Below are 15,210 nucleotides of genomic sequence, written 5' to 3'. Positions count from 1 at the left end.
AGATTTCGGCGCGACGCATTGCATTGCGGAATGCCGCTTCGGCGGGCTTCGCAGGTGCGCCGACATCGGCTATGAAATCACCATGGAGCCTATCACCACTACCGTCGGCCTCGCTGAGGCCTGCCGCGTCTTCGCCAAGGCGCCCTTCGTCACCGTCGACACCGAGTTCATCCGGGAGACCACCTTCTGGCCGGAGCTCTGTCTCATCCAGATGGCGTCGGACGGGCTGGCGGTCATCGTCGACCCGCTGGCGCAGGGCATGGATCTGAAGCCCTTCTTCGACCTGATGGCCGACGAGAACGTCATCAAGGTCTTCCACGCCGCGCGCCAGGACCTGGAGATCGTCTACAAGCTCGGCGGGCTACTGCCCAAGCCGATGTTCGACACGCAGATCGCCGCCATGGTCTGCGGCTTCGGCGAATCGATCGCCTACGACCAGCTCGTGGCCAAGACGACGGACGGGCGGATCGACAAGACCTCCCGCTTCACCGACTGGCGGCGCCGTCCGCTCTCCGAGGAGCAATTGGTCTACGCACTGGCCGACGTCACTTTCCTGCGCGACGTCTACAAGGTGCTGAAGGCGCGCCTCGCCGCCGAGGGACGCGACGACTGGCTCGACGACGAGATGGCGGTGCTCGCCAATCCCGACACCTACGACATCCATCCCGACGACGTCTGGAAGCGCCTGAAGATGCGCGTGCGCAAGCCGATCGAGCTCGCGATCCTGAAGGAGGTCGCGGCCTGGCGCGAGCGCGAGGCGCGCGCCCGCGACCAGCCGCGCGGCCGCATCATGAAGGACGACACGATCTACGAGATCGCGCAGCAGCAGCCGCGCGACGAGCAGACGCTGGCGCGCCTCAGGACCATTCCGAAGGGTTTCGAGCGCTCGCAGAACGGCAAGGAGATTCTTGCCGCGATCGAGCGCGCGATGGCGATCCCCAAGAGCGAGCTGCCGGCGATCCCGAAACTCCCGAACCTTCCCGAAGGCACCGCCGCGGCCGTGGAGTTCCTGAAGGTCCTCCTGAAGATCGTGGTCGAGGAGGAAGGCGTCGCCGGCAAGATGATCGCCTCGGGCGACGATCTGGAGCAACTCGCCGCCCGCGGCGCCGAGGCCGAGATCGCCGCGATGTCCGGCTGGCGCCGCAAGATCTTCGGCGACCGCGCGCTGGAGCTGTTGGAAGGCAAGGCGGCGCTGTGTTTCCGCGATCGCAAGGTGGCGGTGGTCGAGCTCGGATAAGGCTGCGCGGATGCGGCGGGCCGCGTCCCATCGCCGCTCGGCGCCACAGGGCAACCGTGGGCCTGCGAGAAATGCGACTTTCCTGAGGGTCGTCATCCTCGCGCAAAGCGCGGGGATCCATGCCGGGACGATGACGCGGGTCATCCTGTGCCGAAATGGGCACGTTCGACGTCACGGCATGGATCCCGGCTCAAGGCCGGGATGACGAACTTGAGGGGCCAGCGGCTAGTGGCCACTCCCTATCCCTATCGCCATCCCCCCTATCCCTATCGCCAGCTGCCATCTGCCGCAGCGCAGCCCAGAGGCGGCAGCGCGCTGGGAAAGCGTTCGTGCAGGCGGGCGCAGGCCCAGGCGTTCAGGGGGCCGGGCACGGCGGTGTTGAGCGCGATGCCGACCTCGTCATAGGGCGTGGCGCTGTACTCGGCATAGACGTACCAGCGACCGCCGGCGAAAATCCCGCCGCCGATCACGGCGGCAAGGAGGATGGACAGGAATTTCAACATGGATGCTTCTGCGATGTCACTGAGGGGCGGGCGGAAGATCGGGCGCGTCAGCGCACCTCGAAGCGGAGCGTGCGCTCCACGACCTTGGCGAACTGCTCGAGGCGCCCGGTCGGGCGATCGCCCATCAGGCCGGCAAGGTCGGGCGGGATCACCAGGGCGAAGCCGCCGCGCGGGTCCTGCGCCCAGTTGAACTTCGGCAGCACGCCCGGCATCGAGGCCGTCATCAGATAGGTGGCGCGGAAAAGCGCGGCGAGGATGCGCGCGCGGTGGAGAAGGCGCGGGGTCAGGAGGTTCTCGATGTCGGGCACCGCGACCTGCTCGAAATTGCCCTCGTGCCGGTAATAGTTGGCCAGACCCAGAAACGCCCTGCCCTGGTGGTCGATCGCCGGAAATGCCGCATGCGCGATGATCGACAGGCTCTGCTTGCCGCGATAGTCGGGATGGGCGCGCCAGCCGATGTCGGCGAGCAGGCAGGCCGCCTCGCGCAGCCGCTCCTCGTAGGGCGTCTCCTCGATGCCGAGGATCTCGAAGCTGCGGCGGCTCCAGTCGACGAGTTCGAGCGCGTGTCTGGGCGAGCGCGAGCGCAGGATCGAGAGCTCCAGCGCCGCCTCGATCAGCGGGTCCTTTGCCCTCTCCTCCTCCGGCAGCAGCGAGTGCAGGAAGCCTTCGCGCACGCCGAGAGCCGAGAGGACGATGCTCGACGGTTTGACGAACTTGATGACGCTCTGCAGCGTCACCGCGCCATAGGCGAGGAGCGCGCGGCGGCTGCGCGACACCGCGGTGATGCCGGGCAGCGACTCGGGATCGCCCCTGGCGACGGCGTCGAGGAAGTCGACGGCGCCGGCAACCGGGATCTCGTAGCCGTGCATGACGTGGAGAGGATAGCGCATCTGCTCCATGTGGAGCTTGGCGAGATTGCGCCAGGTGCCGCCGACGGCGAAGAACGGCCGGCCTTCGCCCGCGCCGGCGAGCGCGCAACCGCCGACTTCCCGGTCGGCGATCTTGCGCGCCTTGGCGATGTCGTTGCCCGACATGTCCTGCAGCCGGAGACCGCCCAGCGGCAGCGTCAGGCCCTCGCCGATCTCGCCCTTGGCGACGTCGACGAGTTCGAGGCTTCCGCCGCCGAGATCGCCGGCGATGCCGTCGGGCATGTGGAACCCGGCGACGACGCCCTCGGCGGCATAGCGCGCCTCGTCGGCGCCCGAGAGGATGTGGATCGGGCAGCCGATGGCCGCCTCGGCCGCGGTGATGAAGTCCGGCCCGTTGGTCGCCTCGCGCGCGGCGGCGGTGGCGATCGGATAGAGTTCGGTGACGCCCGCCTGGGCGGCCAGCGCGCGAAACCGCGTCAGCGCCGAGAGGGCGCTTGCGACGGAGCGCTCGTCGAGACGCTTCGTCTGCGCCAGGCCCTTGCCGAGACCCGAGAGCATCTTCTCGTTGAAGAGCACCGTCAGCGAACGGCTGTTGCCCTCGTAGATGACGAGACGCACCGAATTCGAGCCGATATCGACGACGGCCACCGGGGTTCGACCCGGCAGCCGGCCTTGCACCATGTCGTCAATCAAAGCGGGAATGTTCGGCACGTTGTCTTGCTATCAATCTCGGGGCATCGGATTTCAGAGCCTTGCCGCGCCCGGACAGGCTGGGATTGGTCATGAAATAGCGCTGCGTGTTGAAAGGTTGCTCGCCCTCGGCGACGACGATGCGGCGCGAGGTGCCGTCGGAAAGAACCGACCAGCTCTGCTGGTTGTCCAGGATGTTGCCCAGCATGATCTGCGACAGGATCTGGCTGTGCACGGTCGGGTTGGTGATCGGCACCATGGTCTCGACCCGCCGGTCCAGGTTGCGCGGCATCATGTCGGCCGAGCCCATGTACACGGTGGCGTGATCGGATGGCAAGCCGTAGCCGTTGCCGAAGCAGAAGATGCGGCTGTGCTCGAGAAAGCGGCCGACGATCGACTTGACGCGGATGTTGTCGGAAAGGCCGGGCACGCGGGGCCTGAGGCAGCAGATGCCGCGCACGATCAGGTCGATCTCGACACCCGCCTGGCTCGCCCGATAGAGCGCGTCGATGATCTTCGCATCGACCAGCGAGTTCATCTTCATCCAGATCTGGCCGGTGCGCCCGGCCTTCACATGCGCGACTTCGGCGGCGATGTTGTCGAGGATTCGCTTGCGCATGTTCAGCGGCGACACCGCGAGCTTCCTGAGGTCGGCGGGCTCGGCGTAGCCGGTGATGTAGTTGAAGACGAGCAGGACGTCGTGCGCGATGTCCGGGTCGGTCGTGAAGTAGGACAGGTCGGTGTAGATCTTCGCGGTGATCGGGTGGTAGTTGCCGGTTCCGATATGGACGAAGTTGACGAGCTTGCCCTCCTCGCGACGGACGACGAGCGACAGCTTCGCATGCGTCTTCTTCTCGATGAAGCCGAAGACCACCTGCACGCCGGCGCGCTCAAGATCCCGCGCCCACTTGATGTTGGCTTCCTCGTCGAAGCGGGCCTTGATCTCGATCAGCGCCGTCACCGACTTGCCGGCCTCGGCGGCATCGATCAGGGCCCGCACGATCGGCGAGTCGTTGGACGTGCGGTAGAGCGTCTGCTTGATGGCGATGACGTTCGGATCGACCGAGGCCTGACGCACGAACTGCGCCACCACGTCGAAGGACTCGTAGGGATGGTGGACGATGATGTCCTTCTCGCGGATGGCGGCGAAGCAATCGCCATTGTGCTCGCGGATGCGCTCGGGAAAGCGCGGGATGTAGGGCGTGAACTTCAGCTCGTCGCGCGGCGCCTTGACGATCTGCGACACCGATTCCAGCGCCAGCATGCCATCCATCACCGAGACCCGGTTTTCCGGCACTTCCAGCTGACCGGCGACGAAGCCGCGCAGATCCTCGGGCATGACGGAATCGAACTCGATGCGGATCACCTGGCCGCGCCGCCGCCGCTTCAGCGCCGATTCGAACAGGCGCACCAGATCCTCGGCCTCCTCCTCGACCTCGATGTCACTGTCGCGGATGATGCGGAAGGTGCCGGCGCCGCGCACGCGGTATCCCGGAAAGAGCCGTCCGATGAACAGCGCCACGACGCTTTCCAGCGGCACGAAGCGCAGCTGCCCGAGCTCGCTCTTCGGCATCTCGACGAAGCGCGGCAGGGCGACCGGCAGGCGCAGGAGCGCGCTCATCTTCTGCTTGTCGCTGTCGCGCACCAGCGCCAGCGCGATCGAGAAGCCGAGATTGGGGATGAAGGGGAAGGGATGCGCCGGGTCGATCGACAGCGGCGTCAGCACCGGGAAGATCGCGTCGTCGAAATGCTGTTCGAGCCAGGCGCGGTCGTCCTTCTTCAACTCACCGGCGCCGACGATCAGGATGTTCTCGGCCCTGAGTTCCTTGACGAGGTCGGCGAGCGAGGCCTGCTGCTCCTCCTGCAGCCGGCCGACATCCTCGAGGATCGTGTCGAGCTGCTCCTGTGGCGTCAGCCCGTCATCGCTGCGCGCCGTGATTTTTTCGCGCACCTGCGCGGCGATCGCAGCGACGCGAACCATGAAGAACTCGTCGAGATTGCCGGCCGAGATCGACAGGAAGCGGACGCGTTCGAGCAGCGGCTGCACCGGATTCTGCGATTCCTCGAGGACGCGGCGGTTGAACTGCAGCCAGGAGATCTCGCGGTTGATGAAACGGTCGGCGGGCAGTTCGGCATCCTGCGGGGTGATCACCGTCTCGACCAGCGGCGGCGGGCTTCCGGAATTGGCTTCCAGCCGCTCCGCGATACTCGTGACCGAGGTGTCGGCGACAGCGCCGTTCGCCGCCGGCTTGTCCATATCCGGAGCGTCCGGTGCCTCGGCTCCCGAAGACGGCAGACCCGATGCCGCTGCGGCCGGGAAAACCAGCGACTGCGCGATCCGCGGCGCGGAACGGGCAAGCGCCGGGACGTGCGCCGCACCGATGCGCCGCGCGGCCGGGCGCGGCTTCTGCATCGTGGCCGCCCCCTGCCGTGTCGCCGCCGGTTTCGTCGTGCCGGGTCTGGCCTGCACAGCCTTGCCGCGGACGGCCTTGTCCGTGCCGGTCTTGTCAGCGCCCGCCTTCCCCGCGCCCGCCTTCCCCGCAACCGTCTTGTCCGCGCCCGCTTTGCGCGTTGCCGCCTTGCCCGCAGGCCGCGTGCCGGCGATTGTCTTCGACCGACCGGCGCCGGCTCGGGTTCGAGCGGGGCGCAAAGGGGTCGTCGGGCCGATGGTGCCGTCCTGATCGTCCAAGCGTCAATCCTCCTGAGGCGGCTGGGAGCCGCTCGTGATGTCGTCTGCCGCGCGCGGCGCCTGCGACTCCTCCCACAGCGCCGACGCGGTCACTCTTTCCGCCTGCGGGCGAAGACCGGAGCGTTCGAGCACGCGCTGCAGCAGCGCCCGCGACACCTTCTCCTTCGAGGCCAGCGCCTCGTGGTCGACGGCGGCCACGAGACGGCTCGCCTGCTCCAGCGAGCGCTCCATGCGCAGGGAGAGATAGTGCACCAGCTTCGGGTCGATGGCGATCTGGCGATCGGCAAAAAGCTTCGACAACACCCCGATCAGCAGCGCGTCGTCCGGCCGTCCGGTCTCGACCAGGGTCGCCGCCTGCAGGCGCGAGCGCAGATCGGCCAGTGACAGCTTCATCTCGGCGGGGTGGGCACGGGCTGTGGCCAGGACGAAGCCGCCGCCGAGCCGGGCCGCGTTGACGGCACCGAAGATCACCGTCTCGTCGAGCGGCGCGCGGTCGATATCGTCGATCACCAGCGTGAAGGGCGCCGCCGCCGTGTCGCCGGCAAGCGCCGTCGCGCCCGACATCTCCGCCCAGGCGGCGGCAAGGTGCGACTTGCCCGAGCCGGGCGGGCCGACGATGAGGAGCACCGGATGCTGCCAGGACGGCCAGCTGTCGATGGCCGAGACCGCCAGCCGGTTGGCATCGGTGACGATCAGGTCGTCGCGGGCCAGCGACGGCCGATGCGGCAGGTCGAGGGGCAGCTGGGCAGGTCTCGGCATGATCACGGCGTCTCGTCGGGCCCCTGTTGTCGCCACGGTCCGCTGCCGGCGACCTCGTTCCATCTGAATGCGCAACCCGTGCGCCTGCCCTGCCCGATCAGGTTAGAATCTGCCGATCCCCGCGCCAAGTCCGAAGTTCGGATATGCCCGCTATTCTGGCGAGGGTCCGCCCGGCCTGAACTCGTTTTCGACCAGAGCCTGCATCCGATGGCCCTCGATCGTCTCGATCCGGGTACCGGCGCTCCCGATGGTCCGGCCGAAATACATCTCGCTCTGCAGGTATTTCGTGATGGCAAAGCGCACCAGGACGCCGATCGCCGCCGAGGCCGGAACGGCGATGAGCAATCCGACGAAGCCGAACAGCGCACCGAAGGCGAAGAGCGCGAACATCAGCCAGACCGGATGCAGGCCGACGGAGGCGCCGACGAGCTTCGGCTGCAGGATGTTGCCCTCGAGAAACTGGCCGACGAAGAAGATCACGACCGTCGCGATGATCCAGATATAATCCGGCCAGAACTGCACCAGCGCGACGCCGACGGCCAGGATCAGCCCGACGATCGAGCCGACATAGGGAATGAAGGAGATCAGGCCGGCGAACATGCCGATCAGGAGACCGAAGTTCAGGCCGATCAGCGTCAGGCCGATGGCGTAGAAGCTGCCGAGAATGAGGCAGAGGCTGCCCTGCCCACGGATGAAGCCGGCAACGGCCGCGTCGATCTCTCGGGCCAGACGCCGAACGGTGTCGACATGCTGTCGCGGCGTCCAGGAGTCGATCTTGGCGATCATGCGGTCCCAGTCGAGCAGGAGATAGAAGGCGACCACCGGCGTCACCACGAACAGCGACAGGAAGTTCACCACCGCCATGCTCGAGGTCCAGAGCGAACCGAGAACGGTGGTGACGACCCCCGAGCTGTCGCTGACCATCTTGGCATAGTCCTGCTGCAGCGGCTCGCTGCCTTCGAACAACCAGGCCAGCGGTCCGGTGCGGGCGCTGTCGGCCAGCGCCTGCAGCTTGCCGAGATACTCCGGCAACCGCTGGACGAAGGAGCCGATCTGGCCGCCGATCACGGGAACGAGGATGAGAAGGACGGCCGCGATGACGACAACGAACAATAGCAGGATGACGATGCTCGCCATCAGCCGCGACAGCCCCCGCTTCTCCATCCAGTCGGCGACCGGATCGAGGAAATAGGCGAGGCACATGCCGAAGACGAAGGGCAGGAGAACGCTGGAAAAGACGTAGAGCAGCGCCAACGTGGCGAGCGCGCCGATCCCCCAGAACAGCATCTGCCGGCGAAAGAGCCGTCCTCGGCTGGTCGTCCCGCGCTCCTTCGAGAATTCCGACATGACGACGCCCCGGCCTTTGTCCCGCCGCGATCCGGCATCCCTTGCGAAATAGGCAAACCCCCTTCGGAAGGTCAAGGGACCAGGCAGGGCCGCGAGGTCGGACGACCGTCGGCCCAGCGCGCCGGCCACATGGGATATCCCATGGGCGCGATGATCCCAGGACTTGCCCAGAACGGGGTAAGCGTGTCAGTTCCGGCTTCCAACAGGATCCCAAGCGATGACCGACACGACCAATAACCTGACCTATCGCGACGCGGGCGTCGACATCGATGCGGGCAACGAGCTGGTGCGGCGGATCAAGCCGCTGGTGCGATCGACGCGGCGACCGGGCGCCGACGGCGAGATCGGCGGTTTCGGCGGGCTGTTCGACCTGAAGGCCGCCGGCTTCACCGACCCCGTGCTGGTCGCGGCCAATGACGGCGTCGGCACTAAGCTGAAGATCGCCATCGACACCGGAATCCACGACACGATCGGCATCGACCTCGTCGCCATGTGCGTCAACGACCTCGTCGTGCAGGGCGCCGAACCGCTGTTCTTTCTCGACTATTTCGCCACGGGCAAGCTCGATCCGGCGCAGGGCGAGGCGATCGTCTCCGGCATCGCCGAGGGCTGCCGCCAGGCCGGCTGCGCCCTCATCGGCGGCGAGACGGCGGAAATGCCCGGCCTCTATGCCGAGAAGGACTACGATCTCGCGGGCTTTGCCGTCGGCGCGGCCGAACGCGGCAAGCTCCTGCCGAGCGCGGACCTTGCCGAAGGCGACATGATCCTCGGTCTTTCGTCCTCGGGCGTTCATTCCAACGGCTATTCGCTCGTCCGCCGCATCGTCGCTCTGTCGGGCGCCGCCTACGACGCCCCCGCCCCCTTCGAGACCGATGCGCCGAGCCTTGCCGCCGCGCTGATCACGCCGACGCGCATCTATGTGAAACCGCTGCTGGCCGCGATCCGCCAGTCCAACGACGGCATCAAGGCGCTGGCCCACATCACCGGCGGCGGCTTCGTCGAGAATATTCCGCGTGTCCTGCCCGACCACCTCTCGGCCGACATCGATCTCTTCGCCGTCGACACGCCGCCCGTCTTCCGCTGGCTCGCCAAGGCGGGCGGCGTCGCGACGGAGGAGATGCTACGCACCTTCAACTGCGGCATCGGCATGATCGTCGTCGTCTCCGCCGCCGAGGCCGCGACCGTTTCGGCCATCCTGCAGAGCCAGGGCGAGACCGTCGTGCCGCTCGGCCGCATCCTCCACCGCGACGGCAATGCTGTCACCTTCAACGGCGACCTCGCGCTGTGATGACGGCGCGCCGCGCGAGGCGGTCCTGACGATGACCCGAAAGCGCGTTGCCGTCCTCATCTCGGGGCGCGGCTCGAACATGGCGGCGCTCGTCGAGGCGGCCAGGGCGCCGGGCTTTCCGGGCGAGATCGTCGCCGTCATGTCAGACCGCGCCGATGCGGCGGGGCTTGAGACGGCACGCGCCGAGCGCATCGCCGCCGTCGCCGTGCCGCGCAAGGATTTTTCCGACAAGGCCGCGCACGAGGCGGCGATGATCGCCGCGATCGAGGCGTCCGGCGCCGATCTCGTCTGCCTCGCCGGCTACATGCGCCTGCTCACGGCCGGTTTCGTCGACCACTTCGCCGGGCGGATGATCAACATCCACCCCTCGCTGCTGCCGCTGTTTCCCGGCCTTGATACGCACCGCCGGGCGATCGAGGCGGGCGTTCGGATCCACGGCGCGACGGTGCATTTCGTCACCTTCGAAATGGATGGCGGCCCGATCATCGCGCAGGCGGCGGTGCCGGTCGAGCCGGACGACACGCCGGACAGCCTGTCGGCCCGCGTGCTGGCCGCCGAGCACCGGCTCTACCCGCAGGCGCTGGCGATGGTGCTGCGCGGCGAGGTGGCGATGGACGGAAGCCGCGCCGTCTTCTCCACCAGATCTTAGCGACACTCGGAAGCACCGCCGATCCACTGAAACGGGACAGGGCGCCTGACGGCGGCCCCGAGACGAACGCGGCATGCTGACGTCGCCGCTCACAGCCCGCGTCAGGCGGCAGCCGCCGGCCTCACCCAGACATGCGTGTCGTGGAACGCCGCGCCGCCGGAGGGTGCCACCGGGTCTGCGCCGACGAGGAGGTTGATCCCCTCGCCGCCGGCAAAGTCCGAATTGCGCCAGAGGCCCTCGTGGACGAGGACGCCCGGCCGCACCGCCGGCGAGATCGCCACCGGCAGATGCAGCGCGCCGCGCCGGTTGCCGATGCTGACGATGTCGTCCTCGGAAATGCCGAGCCGCGCCGCGTCGTCGGGATGCATCAGGAGCTCCGGCCGGCGCTCGCGCGTGCGCGAGCCGGTCGTCTCGGCAAAGCTCGAATTCAGGAACTGCCGCGCCGGCGAGGTCGCGAGCTTGAACGGATGCGCGGGCTCGGCCGCCTCGTCGAGCCCGGCGTGATCGGGCCATTCCGGCAGAAGCGCGACCGGCCCCTGCGGCCCGACCGAGGCCGGCGGCGTGTTCGGGCCCTGCGCCGTCCAGTCCGGGCGGAAGCGGAATTTGCCGTCCGGCCAGCCGAAACCGCCGAGGAAATGCGCGGCCTCGAAATCAGGCTGCAGGTCGGCCCAGCGGCCGGCTTCGAAATCGTCCAGGGTGCCGTGGCCGCTGCGCTGCAGGATGTCCGCGATGAGGTCGCGCTCGCTGAGCCCGAAACCCGGCCGGTCGGCGACGCCGAGGCGCTTTGCCAGTTCCTCGATGACGAAATGGTTCGTGCGCACGCCCGGCGGCGGCTCGACGAGTTTCGGCCCGAGGAGGAGATGGCTCTGCCCGCCGCCGCGGTAGAGGTCGTCATGCTCGAGGAACATCGTCGCGGGCAGCACCAGATCGGCAAGCCGGGCCGTGTCGGTCATGAACTGCTCGTGCACGCAGACGAAGAGGTCGTCGCGCAAAAGACCCTGGCGAACCAGCCGCTGCTCCGGCGCGACATTCGCCGGATTGGTGTTCTGCACCAGCATCGCCGCGACCTTGGGGCCGTTCTGCAGCGCGCCGGGATCGCCGGTGAGGACGGCGCCGATGCGCGACTGGTCGAGAAAGCGAACGCTGGGGTCGCGCATCGCCGCGCCCGTGAGAAGGCTCTTGTCGAGCTTGAAGATGTCGGAGTTGGAGTGGAAGGCACCGCCGCCTTCGTGCTGCCAGTGGCCGAACACCGTCGGCACCGAGACCGCCGCATGCATCGACGCCGCGCCGTTGCGCTGCCGGGTGAAACCGTAGCCGAGCCGGAAGAACGTTTTTGGCGTCGCCCCGATCAGCGCGCCAAACGCCTCGATCTCGGCAACGGAGAGGCCGGTGATGTCAGCCGCCCATTTCGGCGTGCGGGTGGCGAGATGCGCCTCCAGCCCGGCGGGATCGTCGGCGAAGCGCGCCATATAGGCGCGGTCGGCCGTGCCATCGCGAAAACCGATGTGCATCAAGGCCGCCGCCAGTGCGCCGTCGCTGCCGGGCAGGAGCTTCAAGGCCATGTCGGCCTGCTTCATCGTGGCATTGTCGTAGATGTCGATGACGACGATCCGCGCGCCGCGCTCCTTGCGGGCGCGGATGGCGTGCGTCATCACGTTCACCTGCGTCGCCACGGCATTCGTGCCCCAGATGACGACGCAGTCGCTCGACGCCATTTCGCGCGGGTCGACGCCCGTCAGCTGCCCCGCGCCGGCATGCCAGCCGGTCCAGGCCATGTTCGTGCAGATCGTGTCGAACTGGCCGGAATAGCGTTTGGCATGCCGCAGGCGGTGGATGCCGTCGCGCTGCACCTGCCCCATCGTGCCCGCATAGAAATACGGCCAGACGCTCTCCGCCCCGAACCGCGCTTCCGCCGCCAGAAATTTTTCCGCCACGAGATCGAGCGCGTCGTCCCAGGCGAGTTCCCGCCAGCCGCCCTCCCCCTTCGCCCCGACCCTCTGCAGCGGCTTCAGCAGCCGATCCGGATGGTTGATCCGCTCGCCATAGCGCGCCACCTTCGCGCAGATCACCCCCGCCGTATAACTGTTCCCCGCCGCCCCCCGCACCCGCCCGACCGTGTTGCCGGTGATCTCGATATCGAGCGCGCAGGTCGACGGACAGTCGTGGGGACAGGCGGAAAAGCCGGTGCGGAGGGGGGTGAGCTCGTTCATGGGGGGAGTATAGCGGGGATGCGAAAGGGGTGGCATTCATTTTTGCGATGCGAGGGATCAGGGGAAGTGGGGGATGTGCGAAACTTGCCGCTATTCAGGACAGACTTTGTTCGATGCTTCCTTTGATTAACAGAGCATGCTTAATTAGGCTTGGCCGGCGGGGAACGGCGACACCGTGGGCCGGAACCGCGAGGTTTGCGTGGTCCCTTACCCTGAGCCCGTCACAAGTGAGGGGCTATGCGTACACTTCGATCTCGGCCCTTGCCAATGCGGGCGCTTGGTACTCCTGAGGCTTCCACTCCGTCGAATTGAAACATCATGCCAATTGACCACCCGGCCGCGGTTCTCGGTCCCGCAATACGCGTGGACGGCGAGACGAGACTGGCATCTGCGGACCCAGCGAAGAATGACCCGATTGGCCGGATCGTCCGCAGCTCGGCATATGCCACAGAATGCCCCTCCGCAGCCTTCTATCGAATTGAAAAAGAAGGCTACACTCAGGAGGCCTCGTTTGATTGGGATGTTCCATTTTCCGAACGCGTCATAGGCTCTCTACGAGCCCATGCCGCCGCAAGCGAAAACCAAGTCCTGATTGTCAACAACCTGCTTCAAGAGCCCCGCCTAGGAGATCTTTGCGCGGATCCGGACGGCGCGCCAAGTGCCCTACGCTTCCTCGCTGCCGTTCCGGTGGCAGACGCCAAGGGCCTCGTGCGCGGTATACTGATTGTGGCGGACCGCTTTCCGCAGGCGGGACTCAGTGCCGCGAAAACCTATGTGCTGCGGTCGCATGCGGCCGATATAGCGCTCCTTCTCGATCTCGAAGCTTTGCAGCAAAGCTCAGTCACCGGCGACCTCTCCCGGAGACGTGAGACGGAGCGCCTCAGGCTGCTGGAGTCCGTCGTTGTCAACGCGAACGATGCGATCTTGATTACAAAGGCGGAGCCGATCGACCAACCCGGGCCTGAAATCGTCTACTGCAATGCTGCCTTCACCCGCACCACCGGCTACACCGAGGCCGAAGTTGTCGGACTGACACCTCGCATACTTCAGTCGATCAATACGGATCGGCAGGCCCTTGACCGACTGAGGGCGGCCCTTTCGGCTTGGAAGCCAATCGAGGTCGAACTGCTCAACACCCGAAAGGACGGTACTGAGTTTTGGGTAGAACTAAGCATCGCGCCGGTCGCCAACGAAAAGGGATGGTTTACCCATTGGGTTTCAGTCCAGCGCGACGTCAGTGACCGAAAGGTTCTTGAAGAGACGACGACCCGAGCACGCATCGTAGAGGCGCAAAATGCCAGCCTTGAAGCAGAAATTCAGGAGCGCAAGGACGTCGAGGCCAGGCTCCTGTACACCGCCTCGCATGATGACCTCACCAAGCTTCACAATCGAGCCTACTTCGTCGAGCGGGTGACTGCGGCAATTCAGCGGACCACAGCCGATCCTGCGTACCGTAGTGCGGTTATATTTATGGATATCGACAGGTTCAAACTGGTCAATGATAGCCTTGGGCACCGGGCGGGCGATCTTCTTCTGATGGAGATTGCCGATCGCCTCCGTTCGTGCATCGGGATGGAGGATACACTCGCTCGTGTCGGTGGAGACGAGTTTGCCCTGTTGGTGGAGGGAGACGGCGCGCTGGCAGCTGCCATCGGTATCGCAGAGCGCGTCAATGAGGTCATGCGAGAGCCCATCTGGCTCGGTGCGCAAGAGATCTTTTCATCCTGCAGCATGGGAATCGTTGAAGCTGCCCCCCGGCATCGCTTCCCCGAAGAGTTCGTTCGAGATGCCGACATAGCAATGTACCGAGCAAAGCGGACTGGAGCTGGCTCCTACGCAGTTTTCGTCGAGGAGATGCACAGTGCGGCGGTCGAAGCCCTTGAAAAGCAGACCGACCTTCAAAATGCCGTCAGCCGGGGCGAATTCTTTCTCCAGTTCCAGCCCATCTGGGCGGCAGCTAGCCTGCGCCTGACGGGTATGGAGGCACTCGTGCGGTGGCAGCACCCGCAACGCGGAACAGTGCCTCCTTCCGAGTTTATTGACGTTGCTGCGCGTTCAGGCCTGATCCGCGACATTGGCCGGTGGGTTCTGTCTGAAGCCTGCGCTCGGGCCCGGGACTGGCAACAGCGATTTCCAAACTCGCCTCTGCGGCTCAGCGTCAACACGTCCACTCCGGAGCTGAAGGATCCGGACTTCCTTCTGGGTCTTCAGGAGACGTTGGCCTTGACCGGCCTGTCAGCGAATGATCTTCAGATCGAGATTACCGAGGGCGTCTTCATTGAGGAAGGCGACTTCGTCGACGGCATCCTGGCCGGCATCCGGGCACTGGGCGTGCGCATTGCCCTGGACGACTTTGGTACCGGTTTCTCATCGTTGAGCTACCTCGACCGCTTTCCGCTCGACGCGATCAAGATCGATCAATCCTTCGTCAGAAAGATGCTGACCGGGTCCAGAACATTGGCGATCGTCGAGACCATCGTCCGCCTGGGGCAGATCCTCGATCTCGACATCATCGCTGAGGGCGTCGAGGAGGAGGAGCAGTTGAGCCTGCTGTCGAGGATCGGCTGCAACTCGGTTCAGGGCTACCTCCTGGGAAAGCCGCTATCGTCGACCGACTTCGAAGCCTTGCTCGCCAGGCAATGATCGGGAGGCTCTCGCCGCCCGCCCGCCACGACGGCGGCCTGTCTCGGCCACCAAAAGGTGGGAAACCGCCTTAACTGTAAGTATACGGCATACCACCCGTCCTAACAGGCTCTGGCGCTGATACGGCATCGCATGGCGGCTGTCGGGTTGGCTCGAGCTGAAGGGACGGTAGCTTTCAGGATCGTCGTCGCCGGAGACAATCGTCCGGCATGGGCAATGTGGTCTTCCGAGCATTCGGTGGTTCAGTCGCCTTCGGATGACGGCGGAGTTCACCTGAACGTCCGCGATCGGCGCCGAGCAGCCATTTGGCGAAAGTGATGCCCACG

The 15,210-nt window shown here is 66.1% G+C and carries 10 protein-coding genes; 4 read left to right on the top strand and 6 right to left on the bottom strand.

Features of this window, described 5'->3' with window-relative positions; translation table 11 throughout:
• The first annotated feature begins 82 nt into the window (after positions 1-82).
• The gene (gene rnd, locus Sa4125_RS06735; RefSeq protein ID WP_224005131.1) at positions 83-1,237 is read left to right on the top strand and encodes a ribonuclease D; all 1,155 of its coding nucleotides are present in this window, start codon (positions 83-85) and stop codon (positions 1,235-1,237) included.
• 266 nt (positions 1,238-1,503) lie between these two features.
• Here rnd and Sa4125_RS06730 read toward each other — a convergent pair whose 3' ends face one another.
• The 5 genes from Sa4125_RS06730 to Sa4125_RS06710 all read right to left on the bottom strand — a co-directional run bounded on the left by Sa4125_RS06730 (position 1,504) and on the right by Sa4125_RS06710 (position 8,034).
• Positions 1,504-1,740, bottom strand: a complete 237-nt coding sequence (locus Sa4125_RS06730; RefSeq protein WP_224005128.1) for a hypothetical protein — start codon at positions 1,738-1,740, stop codon at positions 1,504-1,506.
• Positions 1,741-1,787: 47 nt separating this feature from the next.
• Positions 1,788-3,290 carry a Ppx/GppA phosphatase family protein gene (locus Sa4125_RS06725; RefSeq protein WP_224007598.1) on the bottom strand — a complete coding sequence of 501 codons (1,503 nt, stop codon included), beginning with the start codon at positions 3,288-3,290 and terminating at the stop codon, positions 1,788-1,790.
• Positions 3,291-3,294: 4 nt separating this feature from the next.
• Positions 3,295-5,556 (bottom strand): RNA degradosome polyphosphate kinase, encoded by a 2,262-nt coding sequence (locus tag Sa4125_RS06720; protein ID WP_224007595.1) that lies wholly within the window; start codon positions 5,554-5,556, stop codon positions 3,295-3,297.
• A 435-nt stretch (positions 5,557-5,991) separates the two neighbouring features.
• Positions 5,992-6,747: a hypothetical protein gene (locus tag Sa4125_RS06715; protein WP_224005125.1), complete on the bottom strand. Its 756-nt coding sequence runs from the start codon at positions 6,745-6,747 to the stop codon at positions 5,992-5,994.
• 150 nt (positions 6,748-6,897) lie between these two features.
• Positions 6,898-8,034 (bottom strand): AI-2E family transporter, encoded by a 1,137-nt coding sequence (locus tag Sa4125_RS06710; protein ID WP_345944336.1) that lies wholly within the window; start codon positions 8,032-8,034, stop codon positions 6,898-6,900.
• Between the two features lie 277 nt (positions 8,035-8,311).
• Here Sa4125_RS06710 and purM point away from each other — a divergent pair, with 277 nt between their 5' ends.
• Together purM and purN are read left to right on the top strand one after the other, a co-directional pair.
• Entirely contained in the window at positions 8,312-9,382 is a 1,071-nt protein-coding gene (purM, locus tag Sa4125_RS06705; RefSeq protein WP_224005120.1) for a phosphoribosylformylglycinamidine cyclo-ligase, read from the top strand.
• 31 nt (positions 9,383-9,413) lie between these two features.
• Positions 9,414-10,031, top strand: a complete 618-nt coding sequence (gene purN, locus Sa4125_RS06700; RefSeq protein ID WP_224005117.1) for a phosphoribosylglycinamide formyltransferase — start codon at positions 9,414-9,416, stop codon at positions 10,029-10,031.
• 101 nt (positions 10,032-10,132) lie between these two features.
• On the opposite strand, the gene Sa4125_RS06695 is transcribed toward purN, so the two are convergent.
• On the bottom strand, positions 10,133-12,241 hold the full coding sequence (locus Sa4125_RS06695; RefSeq protein WP_224005114.1) for a molybdopterin-dependent oxidoreductase: 2,109 nt from the start codon (positions 12,239-12,241) through the stop codon (positions 10,133-10,135).
• Positions 12,242-12,559: 318 nt separating this feature from the next.
• Here Sa4125_RS06695 and Sa4125_RS06690 point away from each other — a divergent pair, with 318 nt between their 5' ends.
• Positions 12,560-14,884 (top strand): EAL domain-containing protein, encoded by a 2,325-nt coding sequence (locus Sa4125_RS06690; protein ID WP_224005110.1) that lies wholly within the window; start codon positions 12,560-12,562, stop codon positions 14,882-14,884.
• The last annotated feature ends 326 nt before the right edge of the window (positions 14,885-15,210 follow it).

The organism is Aureimonas sp. SA4125 (assembly GCF_019973775.1).
In the GTDB taxonomy this organism is placed as follows: domain Bacteria; phylum Pseudomonadota; class Alphaproteobacteria; order Rhizobiales; family Rhizobiaceae; genus Plantimonas.
The sequence above is the reverse complement of the archived record's forward strand: the minus strand, read 5'-3'. Positions and strand labels throughout refer to the sequence as shown.